Here is a 23,369-nt window from a genome sequence, read left to right on the forward strand (position 1 = left end):
AGCCTATATCCTTCTGTGCTGGCTGCTTACTTTTAATTGTGTCAATATCGCTTGGGTGTTTTTTAGAGCTGAAAATGTGCAAGGAGCAATCAACCTGCTTAAAGGAATGTTTGGCGGAGAGGTGGTGCTACCCAAAAGCCTAGAATCTAGACTTGGGGTTTTGCGCGATTGGGGGGTGGATTTTAGCGTGCTGTGGATTGAAAATGTCGTGAAATTTGAAAGCTCTATTTTTATGGCTATTTTCCTTGTCGCTGGCTTTGTTGTTACATTATTTTTACGCAATAGTTATGCCATCACCACAAATCTTACGATGAGATTCTACAACACCACGATTTGCGCACTTTTGCTCACTATTTCTTTGTTTTACATAGGTGGCAATGCGTATAGTGCGTTTTTATACTTTAATTTCTAGGAGTTTGTATGTCGCATAGAGTCTTTGCTGCTTTAGTGTTTGTCCAGATGATCGTGTGTGCGGCGGCTCTTTTGTGCTTGCTGTATGTGTATGATCCTTTGCAGCTCTATCACAAACCATATTTCCGCGATATAGCCTTCACAGATGATACACGAGTGCAAAACAAAGGCATCATCACACATTATGACTTTAGCCACTATATCCTAGGCTCTTGTATGCTGCAAAACAATCTAGCAAGTGAAGTTGAGCAAAATCTCGGTGGCAAGTGGGTCAATATTTCTATGGCGGGAAGCTCCTTTGATACAAGGGCGGTGATTTTGCGCTATTTGCTAGAACATAAGCAGCCAAAGCATATTGTGTATTCTTTAGATGATTTTTCTCTCATATCACCAAGTCCTAGCAAGACAGACTCCTTTGACTATCTCTATGATGAAAATCCATACAATGATATAAAGATCTATATGAATAATAAGTTTCTTCTCTGTGCGCTTAGCTTCTCTAGCGCGAAAATCTGCACAGGGGTAAAGGATCTTAATATGCTTCTGCCGTGGGCGTTGGTCGATGAAAGTGGGGTGACAGATCTCTTTGGCGGGTTTGATAATTGGATAGCACACGAAAATGATAGGGTGCAATCGATGATGGAGAGTCTAAGGAGCTTTGATTTTGCGCCTTTTGTAAAGATTGATAATACCTCTAGCACTGATGCCAAAGAGACTAGAATCTATCTGCAAGTTTATCTGCTATCCTTTATCAAAGATCACCCAGATACGCATTTTTCTCTCATTATTCCGCCTTACTCACTTCTGCATTGGCGGATACACGGAGGCGATAAGCTTGCTAAATGGCAAGAGTCTATCACCTATCTTGTGCAAGCAACAGAGCATTTGCCCAATGTTAGTATTTATGGTTTTGATGATTTGCCTTATAGTGCGCAAATTGCCAACTATATGGACCCAGAGCATTATAATATCGATATGAATAGAATCTTTATCCAAGCCTTGCGCAATTCTACGCATATCATCAATCAAGCTAATCTCTCTGCTTATTTGCAAACAATGGAGAGCAAAATCGCGCACTATGATGTTACACCCTTTGTCACTATGCTAAAACAATAGTTTTGTAAAAATAGTTTTATAATGGAATAGAGATTGACTATAATTGTGCTTTATCTTTTTGTAAAGGATGTGGTATGGAGTTTTTGGAGTTACTCTTGGTGCTTGTCGCAGTGGTGTTGCTCATCAAAAAGCCGCAAAAAGAGCAGCTTGCTTTTAGGCTTGTGATCGCTTCGTGGGCAATTATGGCGTTTATGTTTATTGGGCATAAATCCGGCGCATTTTTGACAATTATGAATCTTTAGGAGGGTGTTATGGAAGAAAAAGAAATTGTAAAAGCAAAAAATTTTTACACACTTATGTGCTGGGCGGGGTTTTTGATTATCCTGCTACCTGTGGGGATTGCAAATTTTGTCTTTGGGTATATGCTTGGTGATAGTCCTTGCACGCTGTGCTGGGCGCAGAGAGAGTCGATGATTTTTATCGGTGTGATAGCCTTTTTTATCGTGCGCTATGGTATCAAGGGCAAATACATCGCTTGGCTGCTCATTATGGCGGCATTTGGCTTGTATCAAAGCTTTGCTCATTATGGCAATCACGCGCATAGGGATTTGGATCAAGGCTTTAGCTTGCAGGTATTTGGGGTGCATACATATTTCTGGGCAGAAGTGGTGTTCTGGGCGGTGGTTGTGCTGCTTGGAGTGATGTTCTATCTCGCACCTAGGTTTGGGGCATTTGAGCAAGAGATGGGAGAGCAGAAAGTCCGCAGGCTTGGAGGCTTTGCTATGGGGGCGTTTGTCATTAGTGCGGTGGTGATTGCTTCTAATGTCTTTCAAGCATTTGTTGCCACGGGAGTGCCACCATTTAGCGGGCAGAGCGATCCTGTGCGCTTCTCACTAAATCCAAAATATATCATTTGGTCAAGTGAAGGCACAACAAAGATTTATAAAGATTTTTCTTTTTTGGGTAAGCGTGATGTCAAGGCACCTGATTATGCGTTTGCACCTAATGAAAAAAAGCTTGGCATTACATTTGATAATGAGAGTGCAAACTCGCCATTTGCTCACATTGATAAAGTGCTACATATACAATCTATGCAAGAGCTGCCCATTACGCAGCCTTTAAACTCACTTGCATATATCAATGGCGAGTTTGTCGGTAGCTCTAAATTTGAGGTGATGTTTATGGATAGTGCGTATCGCATTACAGATAGCTTTGAAATCGACCCATTTTTCTCTGCTACTATTGATCCAATCATCGGCGTGATCCCCTATCTCAACGGCAAATATATCCTTATGGGATCAAATAAAACTTATTTGCGATTTGGGAAAAATGATAAAGCAGATGAAGCCTTGCAGTTTGCGGATTTTGTGCGCGGTGGCGATAGATTTGAAGGGCAGGGCGAGGGGCTTGGGCGAGGTAGGATTGATACTGTGCGCTCTAAGTTCCACCACACCGGAAGCATTACGACAGACTCTAGGTATTTCTATATGGCTACACTGCCTAATAATCTTGACAAAAAGAGCTTTGTCATCAGTAAATATGCCCTTAGCGATAGAATCCTATCTGGTGAATTTACACCAAAAGCACAGCTAAAGGACAATCGCAACCTAGGCGAGCTGTATGTTACTGCACTGGCAATGCATAATGGCAATATCTTTGCCCTTAGTAAAAATTACAATGTCATTGTAGAGATAAATCCCGTAAGCGAAGAGGTAGTGCGGGTGTTGGGCTTCCCTAGTGAGATTAGCAATGCTCGTGCTTTGATGGTGGATTCTGGAATGGTGAGTATCCTGTCTTATCACAATGGCAAAAATATCATCTATCGCTTGCAGTAGATCTAACTTGCCTATGCGTTGTGTTTAGGTGTGCTATGGCGCGCCTAGGTGGATTGTGTATTGTGGATAATGCTAATCTATGCTACAATCGCGCGTTTATTGGAGATTTGGATATTTGTGTGTAGGATTTTTTGATGATTGAATGGATGCAAAAGCATAAAAAATGGCTTGTGGTTACAATTTGGATTAGTGCGATAGCGTTTATTGGTGCCGGTGGCTTTGCTTGGGGGGTATATGATTATTCTTTATCTGGGAATTCTGTCGCTAAAGTGGGGCAGATAAGCATTAGCAAAGCAGAGTTTGCCCAAGCATATCAAAACGAATTTGATCGGCGCAATTATCAGCAAGGCGGCACGCTAGACGAAGCGCAAGCTAAGGAAATGGGGCTTGATGAGCAAGTGTTAAGAGGTCTTATCTCTAATGCGCTTATCCGCAACTACGCGTTAGATCTGGGCTTGCGTGTAAGTGATGAAGAGATCGCTAGAGAGATTAGCACGGGGAGAGAGTATGAAGCTTTGCGCACAGATGGGGTGTTTGATCTCAAGAAGTATGATCAGTTTATCGCTTCTAATGGGATAAGCAAGCAGTATTTTGAAGAGCAAGTGCAGCAGCAGCTTCTCACACAAAAGATCTTATCACTCATATTTCCGCAAATTATCACGCAAGCTCCGCTGCCTATAACGCCCCTTGAGCGAGAGTCTTTGAGCCTTGGTTTTGCACTGCAAGATGTTGTAGAGCTTAGTGTGATCAAGGGGGCTAGCATAGCCATTACGCCGACACAAGACCAGCTTAAAAGCTATTGGGAAGAACATAAGGATAGCTACCAAACTCCAGCAAGCTATCAAGTCCAGATGATTGTCGTGCCGACAAAGGATCAAACATATCAAGATGATGAGCTACAAAAATTCTATGAGCAAAATTACATTACTCAAGAGAGCAAGGAGATCCCAGAATCCATAAAAGATCAAGTGGTTTTAGCCTTTCAGCAGCAAAAGGCTCGTGTAGAGGCACTTAAAGAGTATTCTAAACTTCAAAAATCAGAGCAGACACACGCCAAAGTGCAGGTGATCACGCAAGATTCTACCGAGTATAGCCAAGAGATTCTTCAGGCACTAGAATCTAGCGCAAAAGGCACGACACTTAAGCCTATGCCTTTTGGCGATGATTTTATCACTTTAAAGATTGTGGAGAAAAATGCTCCAAAGTCTCGCGGCTTTGATGAGGTGCGCATACAAATCCAAGAAGAATACATTAAAAGCGAGAGGTTAAAGCAGCTTCATAAGCTAGCGACTGCTCGGCTTGAGACTTTTAATGGGCAGAAGATTATCGCGCGATTTCCTACGCAAGCAGAGATTTCTACACAGAGATATACGCTAGGTGGGCTTGATTTTTACACATCTATGGGCTTGTTGCAGCATATCTTTGATAGCCACAAAAGCACAAATTATGCTATAATGGGCGAAAACGCATTTTTGTTTAGGATTGTTTCGCAGTCGGTGTCGCCTATGGATTCTAAAGATAGCTATATAGATGCTTTAGTCAATCAGGTGAAAATGGAGTTAATGACAAGGGTTGTGTTTGATTTCTTAGAGCAACGCTACAAGATAAAGAAGTTTATTTAGGGTTAGGAGGAAAGTTTGGATCAAACGATTTTGGGTATCGATATAGGCTCTAGCAAAATCTGTGTCGTGATTGCTAATGTGGTTGATGGTGTGCCGCATATCATCGGTGTGGGCAGGTATCAATCGCAAGGGCTTACAAAGGGCGTGGTTACCAATATCGATAGTGCGAGCAAGGCTATTAAAGCTGCAGTCGCAGAGGCAAAGAGAGAGGCTAAGGGGGCGGAGTCTATAAACAAAGCGATTGTTTCTATATCTGGGGCATATACTAAAAGCAAGGCGAGCTCTGGAGTATATAATGTCCAAGGAGATGAAATTACCATTAGGGAGATAGGTCAGGCGTTGAATAATGCTGTTTATAATGCATCGGTCCCTGAGGATTTTGATGTGATCCATGTGCTTCCCTATAAGTTTCGACTTGATGATCAGGATCATATAGAAGACCCTATGGGTATGGTGGGGCGTAGATTAGAGGTATTTACACATATTGTTACAGCCCAACGCTCAAGCTTAGAGAATCTGCGTAGGACGATCCAGCTTGCTGGTGTGGAGATACAAAATATCGTGCTTGCTTCGTATGCTTCTTCGATTGCGGTGCTTAGTGATGATGAGAAGAATCTAGGCGTGGCGTGTATTGATATTGGCGGAAGCACTTGTGAGATTATGATCCACGATGGCAATGCTATGCGATATAACACTTTTTTTGGTGTTGGATCGCATCATATTACAAAAGATCTGTCCCTAACGCTTAATACCAACCCTTCTGCTGCTGAAGAAGTGAAGATCCGCTATGGGGATTTGAGTATGGGGGGCGATGATGATTCTAGTCAGATGGATGAAAAGCTTATAGAAGTGCCATCATTTGGGGATAATGGCGTGCATTTTGTGAAATTACCTAAAGTGCAAGATGTGATTAGGGCGCGTGTTTTGGAGACTTTTAATGTGCTTGCCCGCTATATTGATCAAAGTGGGCTTAAAGATAGGCTTGGTGCAGGGATTGTTCTAACAGGTGGAATGATGAATATGCAGGGTATCCGCGATATTGCGAAAATGTTTTTTCATAATATGCCTGTAAGGATTTCAAAAACTATCGAGATGCCCGGGCTGTATGATGAGCTGCGAGATCCTTCGTATTCAACGGTGCTTGGGCTTGTATGGTATGGGGCAGGAAAATGCGCAAACTATGAACGAGACTCTATGCAGAAAATCTGCCATAAAGAGACAAAAAGCCAAGAAGCTTTGCCATCATTTTCGCACTCGCTCCCACATACGCCAAATCGAGATTATCAAAATATTTTAGATACAGATTTGTCAAATCTCAAGGAAGATCTCACACAAGGAGTAAGAAACCAGATGAGTGCATTAAGGGTGGATCATAAGAGCGAGTCTCCTCTTGACAAACTAAAGCAGATTTTCACAAAAACTGCAGAGAAATTATTTTAGAAAGGAAATGCGATGCAAGATACTCACATAGAAGTTCAAGAAATACGACAGGTAAAGGGAGCTAGGATTGTTGTGATTGGTGTTGGTGGTGGTGGCTCAAATATGGTAGCGCATCTTCACGCCAACAATCAGCACCAAGCTCTTACGCTTATTGTGGCAAATACTGACTATCAGCATCTTAGTGTGAGTCCCGTGCCAAATAAAATCCAGCTAGGCGAGCGACTCACAAGTGGCTTGGGTGCTGGGGCAGATGATGAAGTAGGCAAGAAAGCCGCACTAGAGAGTGCTGATGAGATTAAGCAGTATCTTAGTGGCGCGGATATGGTGATTGTATGTGTTGGTCTTGGTGGTGGGACAGGCACGGGGGCGGCTCCTGTGGTGGCGCAGATCGCTAAGGATTTGGGTGCATTGACTGTTGCTGTTGCGACTAAACCATTTACTATGGAAGGTGGCAGGCGTGTAAAAACTGCGCAAAGAGGATTTGAGGAGCTTAATAAAATCACTGATTCTATCATCATTGTCCCAAATGATAAAGTTTTGTCTATTATTGGTAAAAACACTGGACTACGGGAGAGTTTTCGCCATATTGATGATGTGTTGGCTCGTGCGGCTAGGGGTATATCAAGTGTGATTTTAGAGTATGGTGCCGGTGATATAAATGTGGATTTTGCCGATTTGACTAAGGCTATGCAGCATAAGGGCTTGGCACTTATGGGTATAGGTGAAGGATCTGGAGAAAATGCTTGTATCGATGCCTTGCGCAATGCTGTGGAATCTCCACTTTTTGACAATCTCTCTATCAGTGGGGCTAAGGGCGTGGTGCTAAATTTTGAAATGCATCCTGATTATCCTATGGTGCAAATAACAGAAGCATTGAATTATATCAGTGAAGTTGCTGACACTGATGATGGGGATATTATTTGGGGGACAAATACTAGCGAAAGCAATCCAATGGATTTTATGCGTGTAACAGTCATTGCCACAGGATTTGAGAAAAATATCATTACTCCAAATCAAGCGCAACAAGAGATCAAGCAGCCAGCCCCTAAGCCAAAGCAAGATTCTTTGATCGATATGGGTGAGCTTTTGCGCGCTAGTGGAGATGAAAATGTGGATTATGAGCAGCCAGCCATAACTCGAGCCAAAAAAGATTAGAAAAAGACTAGCGCAAGATAACTGCCTAAAAGCTTTGATTCTTCACTAGATTTCCGCTAGATCTCACTCTAGTGGGATTTGGATTCTATGGTGCTTTGGGATCTTTTTATGTGTGAGCCTTTCATTGTGCGCATAGCATTTGCTAGGGCAAGTAGGGCTACTCCCACATCGCCAAAGACCGCTTCCCAGATACTTGCCACCCCCAAAATCCCTAAAATGATAAATAATCCCTTTATCCCAAGTGCCATTATGATATTTTCATAAATGATTATTTTTGTCTTTTTGGCGATTTTGATAGCTTGCAAGAGAGAATCTAGCGAGTTATTTAGCACGATCATATCAGCCTTTTGCCGTGAGAGATCGCTCCCCCCACCCATAGCGATCCCCACATCAGCAAGGGCTAGTGTGGGGGCATCATTGATCCCATCGCCCACAAAGCCGACCTTGCCTTTTTGCTCTGCTTTTAGCTTTTCAAAATACGCTGCTTTATCTTGTGGAAGCAGCTGGCTGTGATAAGCGATACCAAGCTGCTCTCCTACGATTTTGCAAGGATACTCGCCATCGCCACTTAGCATAATAGGCGTGATGTGCAGCTGCTTTAGCTCATCTATCACGCGTTTAGATTCTACCTTAAGCGTATCGGCGATGATGATATAGCCTAGATAGTCCTTATCTACGCTGATATGCACGATTGTGCCATCAATATCGCAATGGTTATGTGGGATAGAAAATTTATGCAAGATTTTGTCATTACCAGCGATAATCTCCCTATGATCGCATACAGCACGCACGCCAAGCCCGGAGAATTCTTCAAACTCGCTGATATGATGCGTGTGGGCTAAATCCATATAGGCTTGCTTGATAGATTGGGCTATGGGGTGAGTGGATAGGTCTTGCGCACAAGCAGCAAAGCCTAGAATCCGCTCTTTGCTTACGCCATTTTCTGGGACAATATCCACTACCTTAAAGCTACCTTCTGTAAGCGTGCCTGTCTTGTCAAAGCCTAGCATACTAAGCTGACTTAGGGCTTCTAGGTAGCTTGAGCCTTTTAGCAAGACACCTACCTTAGAGCTTGCCACAATCCCCCCAAAATACCCAAGCGGCACAGAGATCACAAGCGCGCAAGGGCAGCTTACCATAAGCACTACAATCGCGCGATACACCCAATCATAAAGATTTGCACTATATCCACCGCTTGCAAAAAGTGGTGGCACAAGAGCAATGCACAAAGCGGCAAAAAACACAATAGGTGTGTAATATCTCGCAAAAGAGGTGATAAAGCTCTCTGTCTTTGCCTTTTTTGCCGTGGCATTTTCGATAAGCTCGGTGATTTTGGCGATTTGGCTTGTCGCATAAGGGCGGATCGCACGCATTGTCGCTGGGCTACTTAGCGTGATAGATCCTGCTAGGATCTGTGTATTTTGTGTGATTGTAAGCGGTAGAGACTCTCCGCTAATGGCACTTGTATCAAAGCTAGCTATCTCATCAAGTAGCACGCAATCCACCGGCACGACTTCTCCAGCTAGCACGATGATTTCATCGCCCACTACAAGATCTTTAGCTGCGATGTCAATAGTTTTTCCATTGTGGATTTTATGGGCTTGTGGTGGGGTGAGATTGGCTAGGGCATTGATAGAATCCATACCCTTGCGCAAGCTTGCATTTTGCAAATACTCCCCTACGGAAAAAAATAGCATAATCCCGACTGCCTCTTCACTCGCGCCGATGATAAATGCCGCGATTGATGCCACGATCATCAGCACATTTTCATCAAAAAACTCCTTGCGCTTGGCATTGGCATAGGCGCGCTTGAATACTTCTTTGCCTGCGATCACATAGAGCGCGATATGCAGCAGCGATAGTGCGCTGCTAAGTGATTCAGCGCGTGTTTGCAGGAGATATTCTAGGGCAAGAGAGCTAAGGAATATGATGATTAGCCCTAGTAGTAATGCTAGCTCTTTGGTCCAAATTTTGCGCTTAGGCTGCCTGTCTTCTTGGCGCGATATGCGCACTTGTGGCTCTACTTGCGCGATGATGTCTTGGAGCTTTTGCATATTGGCACAATCAGTTAGTAGCGTGCTTGTGGTGAAGTTGATCTGTGCGTGTGCTATGCCTTGGCTCTTGCGCAAAGTGGATTCTAGTTTAGCCGCGCAATTTGGGCAGTCAAGATTGTCTAAATGAAATTGTTGCATAGATGATACCTAGATGTGATTTAGCGAAGTGTAGCGCGTAAAGGTAATGTTTGCGTAAGGCTGGCTTAGTATAAGCCGAGTTCTGTCAAGGGTGGCTATTTATCTGGGATATATTTCACAATATACCTCAAGCAAAGAGCAAAGATTAAGACATTTACCACGCTCTTTTTGCTACGGATTGGGTTTGCATAGCGAGTCTAATTACTTAGAATCCGGTGGGCTCTTACCCCACCTTTTCACCCTTACCAAAAGTGGATTCTAGGGACTAGAATCCACTTTTGGCGGTTCTTTTCTGTTGCACTTTCCCTTAGGTCGCCCTAGCCATTTGTTAAATGGAATCCTGTCTTTGTAGCTCGGACTTTCCTCTCTCTAAGGCTAGAGAGCAGCCACCACCAAACCAGCCTATTGCATTATAGCAAATCCACAATATGCTTGATATATCTCCTTGTTAAGCATATCAATTTGTGAAATTAGAATCTAGAATCCACATTTATCATAGCTGGCAAATGCGCTACAATACTCACAAAGATATAGGAGATTGTATGCGAGTATGTTTGGGGCTGTTGTGTGCTATTAGCGTGTGCTTTGGTGTGAATGTGCCTAAAGATGATCCCATAGATAGCGTAGCCTTAGAGTCTAAGGGGCAAATAGCTCCAGAGCAGCTCATTATCATTACGCACAAAAGCCCCACGCGATCGATGTTTGATCTGCGTGCTTCCTTGGGCTTTGACTCCTATCTTGATAACTTAGAGGGCGAGAATGTGCTTTGGGCTACGCGCACACTCTATGCTCTGCGACTTAGCCCAGAGATAGGAGTTGGGATCAATGCCAAGCACGCAGTGATGTTTGGGGGCTTTGTGCTGCAAAATATGGGCGCAGCTACTTTCCCTACAAAGGCACATATTAGCGCGTATTATGCTTACAGAGATCAGGATTTTAGCGCATTTATGGGGATTTTCCCGCGTAAAAATTTGATCGGCACTTATCCGCTTAGCTTTTTTCGTCCGGATTTTTTGTTTTTCTCGCCAAATATCAATGGGCTAGCCCTAAGTGCACACACAAAAGGCGTGGTGCTGGCGTTAAATGGGGAGTTTGTGTTTGATTGGTATGGAGGGGATTTAAGCAAGCGGTATGATGAGTTTTACGCCCTAGCACACGCGTCCATTGTAGCCTTTAGTGCTGTGAGCTTGCGTGCAAATGTGGCACTCTATCACATCAAAAATGAAGAGCTACTTAGTGCTGATGGGAGTAAAAATCCAGCCAATCCACTCCTGCCTAATACGCAGCTTTTAGACAAGATTTTGTATGAAGTGGCTTTGGGGGTGGATTTTGCTAAGATCGTGCAAAAAGAGAGCTTGCAAAAAGCCGAGATAGCTCTAGCAGCTTTGGGGAGCTTAGAGCGCAAGAGACAGGCTAGCGGACTTGGGGATTTCTACAATGGCAGTGGAGGAGAGCTTCGGGCAAGATTGCAGTATAAGGGCTTTGGGCTAGAAGAGAGCTACTATTTTGGCAAGCCACAAATGCAGTATTTCGCGGAGTATGGGGAGAGCGTGTATAATGGACTGCCCTTTTATCACGCGCGATCATTGAATCGTATCAATGCCTACTATGAGTATAGAAATGATTTTTTGCGGCTTAATGTGGGGTTTGCATTTTATCACTTTGATAGGCAATTCGCGCTATCTCAAATGCTCACTCTCACGCTAGATACGCAAAAGATTTTTACAAGCAAGCCTAGAATCTAGTGTGGATTCTTATTGCGCTGTTTAAACAAATTTGGCATATTTAGCTTTCAATTTCTTAAGAAAGGACATAGTAATGGAAAAGGTTGGAATTTTTTATGGTAGCGATGGCGGTAATTCAAAAAACGCAGCAGAGCAAGTCGCAGCAGAGCTTGGCAATGCAGAGCTTATCGATGTAGCAAGTGCGAGCAAAGATCAGCTTGCATCATTTAAGAATCTTATCCTTGTTACACCTACTTATGGTAGTGGTGATTTGCAAACTGATTGGGAAGACTTCTTAGATTCTCTAAGTGGCGGTGATTTTGCCGGAAAAGTTGTAGGGCTTGTAGGGCTTGGTGATCAAGATACTTACTCTGATACATTCTGTGATGGGATCTCTCATATCTACAACAAAGCAAAAGATAGTGCTACAATCGTAGGGCAAACTGCAACAGATGGATATGAATTCTCTGATTCTCAATCTGTTGTTGATGGCAAGTTTGTGGGCTTGGCTCTTGATGAAGATAATCAAGATGACAAAACAGCTGAGAGAATCAAAGCGTGGGTTGCTGATATTAAAGGTAAGCTTGCATAGATTCTTACAGGGCGCAAGCCCTGCTTCTTTCTTTTATTTCTCTATATTCTAATCTTTTTTCTAGTGTATAATTTAGCCTACTAATCTTATTGCTACAAGGTGTATTATGAGAAAACATCGCCACTCTCCTATACATCATAGGTTTTTAAAGAGTCTTGTGTTTTGGGTGTTGCTTGGGCTTGTGCTTGGCGTGGTATTTGGGATCATCGGGAATTTACACCATAGCCACCCAAATGCTGTGGTAACATTTTTCTATCACTTCTGTATAGAGTCTAAATCCTACACCTTTGACCCGTTTATCAAAGGGCTAAAGCTTCTTATGGGTCCTATTATATTTTTGACCATTATTACAGGGATCATCCGCCTTGAAGACTTGAAGACACTAGGTGGGCTTGGGCTAAAGACACTTATTTATTTTGAAGTTGTTAGCACATTTGCGCTTGTGATTGGCGTGGTGTTTGGCGAGGTGCTAAAGCCAGGACACGGAATGCACCTTGATGTAGCCAGCCTTGATGCCCAGAGTGTAGAGGGCTATATCGCTCAAGGTGCGAGCAATCAAGCCCAGAGTGTAGGTGAAGAAATCTATCACATTCTATTAAGCGCGATTCCACACGACCCTATCACGCCATTTGTCGAGGGGAAGACATTGCAGGTGCTAGTAATGGCATTGATCGTGGCTATCTTGCTCTCTTTTGCAGCACCTAGCTTTAAAGAAAAATGCTTGAAATATTTTGAGAGTATGCAAGAGACATTTTTCAAAGTGCTAACGATTTTGATCTGGTATAGCCCGCTAGCGACCTTTGGGGCTATGGCATATCTTATCGCGCATTTTGGGTTTAGCTCCATTGGCGGAATGATTATGCTGCTGCTGACTATGGCATTATCGATTTTGGCGTTTATTTTTGTGGTGCTTGGGATCATTTGCAAAATCGGTGGGATCAATATCTTTAAGCTTATGCGCTTTATTTATGCAGAAGTGCTTGTGGTATTTGCCACCTCTAGTAGCGAGACGGCTCTAGCCCCGCTTATGCGTAAGCTTGAGCGTGCTGGGGTGCAGAAAGCAAGTGTAGGGCTGATTATGCCAACAGGCTATAGCTTCAATCTTGATGCGACAAATATTTATCTAAGTCTAGCGGTGATATTTCTCTCTCAAGCCTTTGATATTCACATTAGCTTTGTGCAGACGATGACGCTTATACTTATTTTGATGATTTCATCAAAGGGTGCGGTTGGTGTTACAGGCAGTGGCTTTATCGTCCTAGCGGGCACGCTTGCGGCACTAACGACAGCCGATGGTAGCCAGCTTATCCCAGCAGTGAGTGTGGCAGCGATACTTGGGATTGATAAATTCCTAAGTGAGATGCGTGCGGTTGGGAATCTATGTGGCAATGTGATTGCTTGTGTGATGGTGAGCATTTGGGATAAGCGTATAGACAAGGAGCGTTTCCTCTATGCGCTTGATCACCCAGAAGAGTTCAAAGTCGTATAGATTCTACAAGCTTCATAGAATCTGCGTGTAGAATCTATGAGTGCTTACTTATCTCCGCTTGCGCTCACAGAATCCACAAGATAGAGTAGATTCTGCCAAGTGATGTTTGTTTTGTCATTTAGCCCTATTTCACAAGTGCTAGAGCTTGAAAAGCCAAGGCGTAATTTTCTATCTTTATAAAACTCACTTAGCTCCCGCAATGCTGAAGCATTTAGCTCACTGCAAATAAAGCCCTTATTCCCTGCAAAGCCGCAACACTGCGTTTTAGAATGTATAATGACTTCGCCATTCGTGCAAGTTTTGGCAATGGATTCTAGAGACTTATCCCATTTGCCTTTTCTTGTCGCACACATCGCATAAAGCGCAATATCTTCATCTAAAGGCGTGATAGTAAGCCTTGGCAAAAGAGTAGATTCTATAAACTCTGGCATATCTAAAATAGTGAGCGTAGAATCTAGCTCTTGTAATCCGCTTTTTAGCTCATAGCTACACGCGCTATGATCACATACGATGTGGATTTGCTCTACACCCTTGCTTTGCAGCTCTTTCACACTAGAATCTAATGCCCTATACACTTCTTTGCGTTTAAGCTCCGCACTTTGCGGATAGTCTTTATACGCCTTGCCGCAGCAAAGATTACTAAGATTTTGCGGATATACTACGCTCACACCAGCCTTTTTACACAAGGATTCAAAGACTTCTTGCAAAGCTCTTGTATCTTTCAAGCTTGATTGTGGAGCAAAGGAGCGGTTGATACAGGTGCTAAAGTATATGACAGATACTTGGCTAGATTGTGCGCCATTATCCCACGCATTGCTTTGCTCACGCAAAGGCGTGGGTCTTGCCCGCTGCGGCAAAGCCACGCGTGCGCCTAAAGCTTCATTACGACAAGCGTGATGAGAGTGGCTAAAGTTTTTAGATTCTAGTCTGTAGGCATTTGCCCTAGGTAATGAGCGTGGGATATAGGGCAGGAATTTTATCTTTTTGCTTAAAGCACTGAGCGTATTTTTGCCAAAGATTGCAAAGCCAAAGTTTGCAATATGTAAGCCCCCTTTAGCAAGGCTAAGTGTGGAGCTAAAGTGCTTGGCAGTTTGAGTTGCTATGAAGCGAGAGACTGCGCCCTTTGTGCTAGGGCTTAGCTTTTGTGCGATTTTAGCACTATCAATTTCTAGCGGACAGGAGAGAGAGCACATAGAGCAGGTGGCACAGGTTTCGATGCCAAAATATTGATAACCTCGCTTCAACTCTTCTAATATTTCTTGCGTTGGCTTTTGCGTGCTTTTGGTAGATTCTGCTAATAAGGCTTCCAGCCTTGCGATTTCTTTTCGCACCGCTATTCTCTGCCTTGGTGTCAAAGTTAGCTCTCTGCTAGGGCAAACCTTTTCGCAAAATCCACATTCCATACATTGATTGATAAAGTCCTCTACCTCGCTGCTTTGCTTGAGATTTTGCGTGTGGATTTGGGGATTATCGCTGATGATGACATCAGGATTGATAAGGGCGTGTGGGTCAAAAATCTCTTTTATCCTGCGATTTATAGCATACGCTTTAGCTCCCCACTCTTTTTCCACAAATGGCGCTATCATACGCCCTGTGCCGTGCTCCGCCTTTGTGCTACCCTGCAAGGAGATAACAGAATCTACCATCGCTTCCATAAATTCCGCAAACGCTTGACTCTCCTTTTCATCATTGAGATTTGGCGTGATGATAAAATGCACATTCCCACTCAATGCGTGTCCAAAGATAATGCCTTGAAAGTTAAACCTATCAAAAAGCTTGGTAATGGATTCTATGCCTTGTGCGAAAGTGTGGATAGGGAAGCAAATATCTTCAGTGATGACAATGCTCCCACTTGGGCGAGTCCCAGCCGCTAAGGGCAAAAGGGCTTTGCGGATTTTCCACCACGATGCCATAAGCTTTTCATCACTGCTAAAATGCACGCCAAAAAGGCTTGGCACAGATTCTAGCTCTTTACTTATATAAGCGATTTTAGAATCTAGCTCTTTTTGTGTGCTAGATTCTAACTGCACCAAAATCGCACACGCCCCGCTTTCTATTTGCCCTAGCTCAAGCGGTGCGTTTTCCAAGCTTTTAGCAGAATCCAAACACGCATAGTCCATAATCTCTGCTGCACTCACAAGGCTTTCATTATGCGCTAGAATCTCCACCGCCTTTGCCCCAAGAGCTAAATCTTTGTAGAAAAGCAGGGCACACGCTTTGTAAGCATAGTCTTCTACGCATTCATACTCTACTTGAGAGACAAAGCCCAAAGTCCCTTCCGCACCGATAAAAAGATGATTTACAATATCTTTTATCTCGCTAAAATCTAGCAGGGCATTGATACTATAACCGGTTGTATTTTTGATAGCAAACTTTCGCTTGATAAGCTCACATAATTCTTTATCTTGCAGAATCTCTTCCCTTAGGGCTAGAAGTGCATCTGCCTTATCTTTGTGCTTTTGTAAAAAGGATTCTATGCTTTCACTAGGCTTAGCATTCTTACTTGTATCAAGGATCGTGCCATCAAATAGGATAAATCGCGCGGATTTTATGGTGTTATAGCTATTTTGCTTCACCCCACAGCACATACCGCTAGAGTTGTTTGAAAAGATTCCACCAATCATTGCATTATTGATAGTAGCGGGGTCTGGTCCTATCTTTTTGCCATAGGGCTTTAAGGCTTCATTTGCTTCTACCCCAATCACCCCACAGCCGCATTTTATGCTCTCCGCATTCCCCACGATCTCAATATCCTGCCAAAACGCATTTGCTAAGACAAGCACAGAGTCACTACACGCCTGCCCACTTAGACTAGTCCCTGCTGCTCTAAAGGTAAGCGGGGTGTTGTGCTTTTGACTAAGTGTAAAAAGCGTGATAATCTCACTCTCATTTATGGCTCTAATCACAACGCGTGGCACATACGCATAGCAAGAAGCATCAATCCCATAAGCAAAGCGGCGGAGATAATCTGTGTAGATTCTATCCTTAAATATTTCCTTTGCTTCAGCGATAAAGCCTTCAAAGTCTGGATTCTTGCGATTATGCATACTATCTCCTTTGCAGATTGGAAGTATGTATTGTATCTAAATCACCTAGCAAGCTATGTGCTTTAGCGGGTGTGGTCATAGGCTGATTTTGGGCAAGTGGGCTATCGTATGTGCTTGACTTTTTAGGGCTTTTGGCGTATAATCGCGCCTTTGTGTCAGGGTAGCTCAGCTGGTTTAGAGCGCTGGTCTCATAAGCCGGAGGTCGGGGGTTCAAGTCCCCCCCTTGACACCACTCCTAGAATCCACTTTTCACACTTTTCATATTTTTTGCATTTTCTGTTTCTTGTAGCTGCTACTCTAACTCCATTTTCTTAATAATGCAGTGCCTTGCTAGCAAGTAGCTTATACCACTTAGTAGCAAGTATGTGATAAGCTTTTGTGTATAAAGCAGCCAGCCATCTATGCCGACTTTGCTCTGTGTGATTATGGAAAGAGAGTCGATATTGATATGAAAAAATACGCCAAAAAGCAGCCCAAGCAGCGTGCTAATGACACCCCCACACAGGCAAATCCCCAAAAATAGCAGCAATCCTAACACCAAGCGATAACTTGTGATACGCCATACATTAAGCAGTGCTAATGTCAGCAAGATATACATAAGCCAAGTGAGTATCTCGCCTAGGATATAAGTAATGCTAAGAAGTATGATAAACACACTGCGCTCATCAAAGCTTGTAAGAAGCTCTCGCGCAAGCGTGCCAAGCCCTCCAAATATCTCTAAGATTTCGACATTTGAGATTAAAATCAAGGCTTGCACACCCACAAAACCATAAAAGCACACTGAAGCACCGATTAAGATAAAGCAGCTAAGCACTTTTGCCAAAAGGATCGTATCAATCCCCAAAGGTAGGCAAAAGAGCAAATATCCATACTCCCCAAAGAGACTTTTCCCAAAAGTAGAAATCATAAGAAATATATGAGCCACCACAAGCAAAAACATCGCGCTAAAAGCCCCAATGATACAAAGCCCAAATGTTATACCAAGCAGATCGTGCAAAGTGGGGTTTGTGATTGTGGCGACATCAAGCTTGCTAAATCCCACACACCCAAACACACAGGCAGCAAACACAGCACCAAGCACCACAAGCGGTAGGTAATGCTCTTGTAATTCATAGCGGAGAAGTCGTCTCATCGTGCGTCCTTTGTGGATTTGTGGGCAAAAGTGGATTCTAGGGTAGAAGTGGATTCTAGGGCGGAGTCTTGTGCGGAGTCGGCGACTCGTGCGGAAGTGGATTCTAGCGCGTGCGATACAAAAGTGGATTCTAGGCTAGAGGGGCTGGAATCTAGCTGCATAGATTTTGCAAATGCGTGTTTAAAAGCGGATTCTAGGTTTGTGGTATTGGCAGTTAGGGTGGCGATACTATCGTGGGCTAGCACGCTGCCATTTGCTAGAAATATGGCTTCATCAAGGATTTTTTCTACATCATAGATCAAATGCGTGGCGATGAGTATGCTGGCACTTGGATTGTAGTTGTCTAAGATGAGCTTAAAGACAAAATCCCTTGCCACAGGATCGACCCCGGCGATTGGCTCATCAAAGATATAGAGCCTAGCTTGGCGCGCGAGCATAAGGGCTAGGGAGAGCTTTTCTTTATTGCCTTTGGATAGGGTTTTGATCTTTCTAGATCGATCAAGCTGTAATTGCTCCATAAGACTATGGGCTTTGTGTATATCAAAATCTTCAAAAAAGTCCGCAAAAAATCTACACGCATAATCAATCTTCCAATGTAGTGGTATATGTGGTTTATCTGGGAGATAGGAGATATGGGCTTTGGTGGTATCGCCAATAGGCTCACCTAGAATCTTCACACTCCCCTCATATTGTCGCAAAAGTCCTAAAAGCACTTTGATAAGCGTTGTTTTCCCACTGCCATTTGGACCAAGCAGCCCGATGATTCTGCCGCTTTGGAGGGTTAGGGAGAGATTGTTTAGGGCTAGGGTGGAGTCGTAGCGTTTGCTTAGGTTAGAGATTTCTACAAGCATATTGTGCCTTTGTGTGAGAGTGGGGGCATTATAACAGAGCTTTTTCAAAGATTTTTATGCTTGTGGCAATGATAGCAAAGCAGTAAATCCACAAGAGTGCTACTCTATGGGTGTTTGCACTTGCTTTTGCAATGAGTTTTATCCCAAGGCTCACGCCTATGATGGAAGCAAGTCCAATAAGCACAGCCGCGCTAAAGAGCCTACTATCGACAATATCCATTTGGTGCAAAGATATGCTCCCAGCCACTGATGAAAACACCACAAAAAAGAGCGACAAAGGCACGACTTTCTTAGAATCATAGCCTAGATAGTAGCCTAGTATAGGCGCGATAAGCAGCCCTCCGCCAATACCTAAAGAAATAGCAAAAATCCCTGTAAATGCGCCAGCTAGGACAAGGATCGCGCGCTTTTTGTAAGGATTTGTGATGAGATTTGCACTAGGGGCGACCTTGGATTTAGTAGCAAACCGATAGAGAGAGATGATTGTAAGGAGCAAAAAAGCTAGGCTAAGAAATAGCTCGCTAAAAAAGTGTAGCACCACGCCGCTAAGGCTTGCCCCAAATATCCCTCCAATCCCTATGAAGATACCCTCTCTAAGATCAAGCAAGCCTTTTTTGTAGTTTAGTAGTGAGCCAAAGACACTAGCAAAGACCATTTGCACAATGGAGATCCCAATAGCGTGCTGGATAGGAAAGCCTACAAGCAGCATACAAGGCACGATGATGATCCCACCCCCTATGCCAAAAAACCCCGCCGCCACGCCAGAGACTAGCCCAAGAGCTACAAAGCCTAGAATCTGCCACCAATCAAAGTATGAAAAAAACATCGTAAGCATTTTTGTCCTTTATGATTTAGATCTCGCTAGGTTGTAGCATTATGTATCAAGGCGCATAGAGGCTTTGCTCGTTGCGGTGGGATTGTGATAAATATCCCATTTTGTTAGCACCACCTCTGCCTTACGCACCAAGAGATTATACAGCACAATGCTAGGGATCGCCACGATAAGCCCCATAGCCGTAGCCTTTAGGGCTAGGGCTAGCCCTGTCATTATGCTTTGGGTATCAATTTGCGCACTATTGCCAATATCAAGGAAAGTGATCATTATCCCAGCTACTGTGCCAAGCAGCCCCACATACGGCGCATTTGAGCCAATGGTCGCAATAAGCGTGAGCCGCTTGTGTAAATCTAGCTCTAAAAGCCGCTTATCAAGGTAGTCATCAACACGCACAGTGGCATAAAACCACGCCCGCTCAATCCCAATAGCGATCACCAAAACACAGAGCGATCCCAAAAATCCTAAAACAGAATAATCAACAAGCTCTTTCATTTATGTCCTTTTGTGGAGTTGTGGCGTCCTTTGCGGAGCGTAAAGGTGGATCTACAAGCTTTTGCCATAGTTTTTAAGACTTGCGCGTGCTTCTCTGTCAAGAATCTTTTTCTTAATACTTTCGCGCTTATCGTGGAGCTGCTTGCCGCGCGCTAGGGCTAGCTGAAGCTTGACTTTATTGTGTGCATTAAAGTAAATAGAGAGCGGCACGATCGTAAGCCCATCTTGTGAGATTCTGCCAAACCACTTATCCAGCTGGGATCTATGGAGCAGAAGCTTTCTAGCGCGCTTTTCATCGGGGCGGAAGTGGGGGTTGGTGCTTTGGAGGAAGGAGATATGCATACCAAAGACAAATAGCTCGCCCTTGACAAATCGCGCAAAGCTGTCTTTAAGATTGCAGCGACTAAGGCGCAAAGACTTCACCTCAGAGCCTAGTAGGACTATACCGCACTCAAGTTTTTCTAGCACTTCGTAGTCAAATAGGGCTTTTTTGTTTTGTGCGATGAGTTTCATAGTGTGCCCTGTGGCTTGTTATCAAACACACTTTCAGCCCTTGTGTTTTGCGAGGTTTCTACTTTGTGAGCTTGTTTCCTAGAATCCACTTTTAGAACTTCAGCGTTTTTGTCAAAAATCCTAGAATCCACTTTTTCACTAACGGCGTTGTTTTCTGTCATTGCGAGACACTGCGTAGCAGTGGCGTGGCAATCCATAGTTTTTGCGGCAGCAAAATGAGCGGTATTACTAGAATCCACTTTTTTACTTTGCGGCTGATTTTTATTTGCGGTGGATTTTTCACACTCGGCTTGAATTTCTTCTTCAAGGATTCTAGGATTTGCGGTGGGGCTTTTGGAGTTTTTTAGGGATTTGGGGGCAGAGCTAGACTTGAGGTCTGCGGTTGCCTCCAAATCCCCAAAATCTGCGGAATGCCTACTCAAAGCCGAATCCCCACAGGAAAAAGTGGATTCTAGGGGGTTAGCCGTAGTAGAATCTATGCGGAAAAAGCTACTACCACTCCCAGAGAAATACCACCCACCCCCCAGCTCCTTTGCCACAGATTCTAGCTCTTTATAGAGAGAGCAAGCAGGCGCAAAGAGATCATTTAAGCTAGCCATATCGCCGCTAGCAAGGATGGCGGCATTGCTTAGGGTGGATAAATCTCTTGCGTGGGGATTTGGCGTGCTTGTGGCGGCGTAGTGGCGATAGACTTGCGCGGTATCACAAGCGATTTTAGGCGTATAGATATGAAAGCGTGCAATATCACTTAGCGCAGTATCACAAGGCTCAATACACTCGCCAATCCCAGAAACTTCCGCGCAATCCACTTGCGAGACAAAAAACGCCACATCTGCGCCGATACTTTTGGCAAGATCGCCAAGCGCAGTGGGCAGGGGGGATTTGGGAGATTTGGGGCTTGTAAAATATGTGTGCATTTGCTTTGCTTCGCCTTTAAACTCCCTGCCATAGCGCGAGATAAGCGCGGCTAGCACGACTCCTGCATTAGAGCTGCCTCCACCTAGCCCAGCACCGCTTGGGATATGCTTACACACTTCTATGCGCACCGGCGGGAAGCGCACGCCATCAATGCTACGCAACGCACGCAATGCGCGATACACACTAGAGTCTTCTACCGCGCAAGGAAAGTTGCCTAGCACGCTATCTTTTGGAGCTTGGGAGATAGTGATCTCATCATACAAATCCCCCACCACACGCACAAAACGCGAGCGCAGGAGATGGTAGCTGCTCGCTGTTTTGCCTAGGATATGGAGATAGAGATTGATTTTGGGGTAGGATTTATAGAACATTAGCGTTTGATATGCTTGCCTAGATCAAGCAAGGCTTCATTGGAGGAGTCGCCTATGGCTTTTTTGTTTTCGCTAGCGATAGCTTCTTTAAGCTCGGCGCGTAGGATTAAGGTCTTGGGCGGGGCTTCAAAGCCTAGCTTCACACTCCCTCGATCAATGGATACGACCTTGATGATGACATTATCGCCTATGACGATACTTTCATCTTGTTTTCTAGAGAGTATGAGCATAATCAATCCTATTGAGAAGATATGAGACACTGCCGTCTTGGTGAAGCTGTATTATAGAAAAAAATTCATCAAATTTCACTATATAGAGCGGATTTTTATCCAAATCCACCCTAGCTTGCACACTAGAATCTAAGTCATTTTGCGTGAGTTTTTTGCCGTGGTAGAAATGCTCCTTATAGCAAGGATCAATAGGCAAGATAGGGTAGGGCAAAATCGCCAAAGGATCTAGCTCTATGATCTTGCCTTTTTGGGCGGCTAAATCACCCTCGCTTACGCGCTTGAGTGCGCTAAGTGTGCCATAGCTGCCTAGCTTGTGGGCGATTAGACTGCCTAGTGAGCGGATATATGAGCCTTTGCTCACGCACGCGCGGAAAGAGATAAAAGGATGGGCATAGCAGAGAAAATCTAGGGCATAGACACGCATTGTGGTGGGCATAAGGGCTGCCTCCTGCCCAGATCGCGCTAGCTGATATGCGCGCTTGCCTTTTATTTTCTTCGCGCTAAAGGCTGGGGGCGTGTAGGCAATCTCGCCCACAAAGCTCTCCACCACTTCGCGCACAAAAGTGGATTCTAGTGGTGGGGTAGAATCCACTTTTTCGATGTTTTCTATATCAAGGCTTTTGGAGCTCGCACCTAGCCATAGAGTGGCTTCATAGACCTTAGGCTCTGTTTTGATAAAGGGCAGCAGCTTGGTATAAGCCCCTGTGGCAATCAGCAATGAGCCTTGCGCAAATGGATCAAGCGTCCCAGAAAAGCCCGCTTTAGTGATGTTGTAACGCCTTTTGATCTGTGTCAAAAAGTGATTGCTAGAGATGAAGGGGGGTTTGTAGGCAAGTAAGATGGTGTTTTTCATTTTTGACCTTTTGGCGTTGGCTTTTTACTAAAGAAACCTGCTTGCGTGCCCCAGCCTTGCACCGCTGTCGCTTGTTGCCTCATCTCAAATCCTTCCGCCTTTGGCGTTTTTACACTTTCAGTGTTTTTCCTAGAATCCACTTTTAGAATTTTAGCTTTTTCATCAAAATCCTACCACCTGCGGCGTGGTTATCGAGCACATTTTCAGCCCCTGCGTTTTTGTCGCACAATCCTGCCGCCTGTGAGTCGCTCACACTTTGGGTGTTTTGAGTAAAATCCTAGAATCCACTTGCGAGGATATGGATTACTAAAGAAGCTGCGGCTTCGCCTTGCTTTGCCACGCGGCTCACGCCGCTCGCAATGACGATAAAAAGGCTTTATTGCTAGAATCCACTTTTTTATTTGCGGCGGATTTCACACAAAGCGCGTTTTTCTTCTTCAAGGATTCTAGGAATTGCGGTGGGGGCTTTCAAAAGTGGATTCTAGGGGTTGGGCGGTTTTTGTGATTTGTGCTTCAGTGCCGCTGTGGGATTCTAGGATTGTGGAGATAGAATCGGGGTTTTTTAAGCCGCGCAAGGAGATAGGACTAGAGCGTCTATCGCGTGAGCTAGG

At 44.2% G+C, this 23,369-nt stretch carries 21 protein-coding genes, 1 tRNA gene, 1 other RNA gene and 1 pseudogene; 12 read left to right on the forward strand and 12 right to left on the reverse strand.

Annotation, left to right across the window (positions count from 1 at the left end; translation table 11 throughout):
• From NYG90_RS07630 to ftsZ, 7 genes and pseudogenes are all read left to right on the forward strand, one after another.
• Positions 1 to 412 (forward strand): annotated as a pseudogene (locus NYG90_RS07630) (MBOAT family O-acyltransferase); the annotation flags it as partial.
• Between the two features lie 8 nt (positions 413 to 420).
• Entirely contained in the window at positions 421 to 1,527 is a 1,107-nt protein-coding gene (locus tag NYG90_RS07635; protein ID WP_285257454.1) for a hypothetical protein, read from the forward strand.
• 74 nt (positions 1,528 to 1,601) lie between these two features.
• A complete protein-coding gene (dba, locus tag NYG90_RS07640) occupies positions 1,602 to 1,769 on the forward strand; it encodes a disulfide bond formation protein Dba (RefSeq protein WP_285257455.1) in 168 nt (55 codons plus the stop codon).
• A 9-nt stretch (positions 1,770 to 1,778) separates the two neighbouring features.
• Complete coding sequence (gene dsbI, locus NYG90_RS07645) at positions 1,779 to 3,302, forward strand: disulfide bond formation protein DsbI (protein ID WP_285257456.1); 1,524 nt, start codon at positions 1,779 to 1,781, stop codon at positions 3,300 to 3,302.
• A 134-nt stretch (positions 3,303 to 3,436) separates the two neighbouring features.
• The gene (locus NYG90_RS07650) at positions 3,437 to 4,924 is read left to right on the forward strand and encodes a peptidylprolyl isomerase (protein ID WP_285257457.1); all 1,488 of its coding nucleotides are present in this window, start codon (positions 3,437 to 3,439) and stop codon (positions 4,922 to 4,924) included.
• Positions 4,925 to 4,939: 15 nt separating this feature from the next.
• Positions 4,940 to 6,364: a cell division protein FtsA gene (gene ftsA / locus NYG90_RS07655; protein WP_285257458.1), complete on the forward strand. Its 1,425-nt coding sequence runs from the start codon at positions 4,940 to 4,942 to the stop codon at positions 6,362 to 6,364.
• A 12-nt stretch (positions 6,365 to 6,376) separates the two neighbouring features.
• Entirely contained in the window at positions 6,377 to 7,519 is a 1,143-nt protein-coding gene (gene ftsZ / locus NYG90_RS07660) for a cell division protein FtsZ (protein ID WP_115011346.1), read from the forward strand.
• A gap of 68 nt (positions 7,520 to 7,587) precedes the next feature.
• Here the strand turns inward: ftsZ and NYG90_RS07665 are convergent, their stop codons facing one another.
• Together NYG90_RS07665 and rnpB are read right to left on the reverse strand one after the other, a co-directional pair.
• A complete protein-coding gene (locus tag NYG90_RS07665; RefSeq protein WP_285257459.1) occupies positions 7,588 to 9,711 on the reverse strand; it encodes a heavy metal translocating P-type ATPase in 2,124 nt (707 codons plus the stop codon).
• A gap of 55 nt (positions 9,712 to 9,766) precedes the next feature.
• Positions 9,767 to 10,113: RNase P RNA component class A (gene rnpB, locus NYG90_RS07670), an RNA gene on the reverse strand.
• Positions 10,114 to 10,253: 140 nt separating this feature from the next.
• Here rnpB and NYG90_RS07675 point away from each other — a divergent pair.
• From NYG90_RS07675 to NYG90_RS07685, 3 genes are all read left to right on the forward strand, one after another.
• On the forward strand, positions 10,254 to 11,456 hold the full coding sequence (locus NYG90_RS07675) for a hypothetical protein (protein WP_285264914.1): 1,203 nt from the start codon (positions 10,254 to 10,256) through the stop codon (positions 11,454 to 11,456).
• 73 nt (positions 11,457 to 11,529) lie between these two features.
• Positions 11,530 to 12,027, forward strand: a complete 498-nt coding sequence (locus NYG90_RS07680) for a flavodoxin (RefSeq protein WP_115011349.1) — start codon at positions 11,530 to 11,532, stop codon at positions 12,025 to 12,027.
• Positions 12,028 to 12,133: 106 nt separating this feature from the next.
• Positions 12,134 to 13,516, forward strand: coding sequence for a cation:dicarboxylate symporter family transporter (locus NYG90_RS07685; protein WP_115011350.1), 1,383 nt, complete (start codon positions 12,134 to 12,136; stop codon positions 13,514 to 13,516).
• 44 nt (positions 13,517 to 13,560) lie between these two features.
• Here the strand turns inward: NYG90_RS07685 and NYG90_RS07690 are convergent, their stop codons facing one another.
• Positions 13,561 to 16,563, reverse strand: a complete 3,003-nt coding sequence (locus NYG90_RS07690; RefSeq protein ID WP_285257461.1) for an FAD-binding and (Fe-S)-binding domain-containing protein — start codon at positions 16,561 to 16,563, stop codon at positions 13,561 to 13,563.
• Positions 16,564 to 16,717: 154 nt separating this feature from the next.
• Between NYG90_RS07690 and NYG90_RS07695 the strand changes: the two genes are divergently transcribed.
• A tRNA-Met gene (locus NYG90_RS07695) sits at positions 16,718 to 16,795 on the forward strand.
• A gap of 60 nt (positions 16,796 to 16,855) precedes the next feature.
• On the opposite strand, the gene NYG90_RS07700 is transcribed toward NYG90_RS07695, so the two are convergent.
• Genes NYG90_RS07700 through NYG90_RS07740 form a run of 9 tightly spaced genes read right to left on the reverse strand, consistent with a single transcriptional unit; the run spans position 16,856 to position 22,898 of the window.
• Positions 16,856 to 17,695: a hypothetical protein gene (locus NYG90_RS07700; RefSeq protein ID WP_285257462.1), complete on the reverse strand. Its 840-nt coding sequence runs from the start codon at positions 17,693 to 17,695 to the stop codon at positions 16,856 to 16,858.
• Positions 17,692 to 18,594 (reverse strand): ABC transporter ATP-binding protein, encoded by a 903-nt coding sequence (locus NYG90_RS07705; protein ID WP_285257463.1) that lies wholly within the window; start codon positions 18,592 to 18,594, stop codon positions 17,692 to 17,694. The genes NYG90_RS07700 and NYG90_RS07705 overlap by 4 nt, the downstream gene beginning before the upstream one ends.
• On the reverse strand, positions 18,575 to 19,372 hold the full coding sequence (locus tag NYG90_RS07710) for a sulfite exporter TauE/SafE family protein (protein WP_115012304.1): 798 nt from the start codon (positions 19,370 to 19,372) through the stop codon (positions 18,575 to 18,577). Before NYG90_RS07710 ends, NYG90_RS07705 begins: the two co-directional genes overlap by 20 nt.
• 48 nt (positions 19,373 to 19,420) lie before the next feature.
• Positions 19,421 to 19,873, reverse strand: a complete 453-nt coding sequence (gene exbB, locus NYG90_RS07715) for a TonB-system energizer ExbB (protein WP_115011353.1) — start codon at positions 19,871 to 19,873, stop codon at positions 19,421 to 19,423.
• A gap of 51 nt (positions 19,874 to 19,924) precedes the next feature.
• Complete coding sequence (gene smpB, locus NYG90_RS07720; RefSeq protein ID WP_285257464.1) at positions 19,925 to 20,386, reverse strand: SsrA-binding protein SmpB; 462 nt, start codon at positions 20,384 to 20,386, stop codon at positions 19,925 to 19,927.
• On the reverse strand, positions 20,383 to 21,675 hold the full coding sequence (locus tag NYG90_RS07725; RefSeq protein ID WP_285264915.1) for a GHMP family kinase ATP-binding protein: 1,293 nt from the start codon (positions 21,673 to 21,675) through the stop codon (positions 20,383 to 20,385). The genes smpB and NYG90_RS07725 overlap by 4 nt, the downstream gene beginning before the upstream one ends.
• Positions 21,675 to 21,905 carry a carbon storage regulator gene (locus NYG90_RS07730; RefSeq protein WP_115011356.1) on the reverse strand — a complete coding sequence of 77 codons (231 nt, stop codon included), beginning with the start codon at positions 21,903 to 21,905 and terminating at the stop codon, positions 21,675 to 21,677. Before NYG90_RS07730 ends, NYG90_RS07725 begins: the two co-directional genes overlap by 1 nt.
• Positions 21,889 to 22,758 (reverse strand): pseudouridine synthase family protein, encoded by an 870-nt coding sequence (locus NYG90_RS07735; protein WP_285257466.1) that lies wholly within the window; start codon positions 22,756 to 22,758, stop codon positions 21,889 to 21,891. The genes NYG90_RS07730 and NYG90_RS07735 overlap by 17 nt, the downstream gene beginning before the upstream one ends.
• Complete coding sequence (locus NYG90_RS07740; protein ID WP_285257467.1) at positions 22,755 to 22,898, reverse strand: hypothetical protein; 144 nt, start codon at positions 22,896 to 22,898, stop codon at positions 22,755 to 22,757. The genes NYG90_RS07735 and NYG90_RS07740 overlap by 4 nt, the downstream gene beginning before the upstream one ends.
• Before the next feature lie 188 nt (positions 22,899 to 23,086).
• Here NYG90_RS07740 and NYG90_RS07745 point away from each other — a divergent pair, with 188 nt between their 5' ends.
• A complete protein-coding gene (locus NYG90_RS07745) occupies positions 23,087 to 23,263 on the forward strand; it encodes a hypothetical protein (protein ID WP_285257468.1) in 177 nt (58 codons plus the stop codon).
• Positions 23,264 to 23,369: the final 106 nt, after the last annotated feature.

Source organism: Helicobacter zhangjianzhongii, assembly GCF_030249855.1.
In the GTDB taxonomy this organism is placed as follows: Bacteria; Campylobacterota; Campylobacteria; order Campylobacterales; family Helicobacteraceae; genus Helicobacter_B; species Helicobacter_B zhangjianzhongii.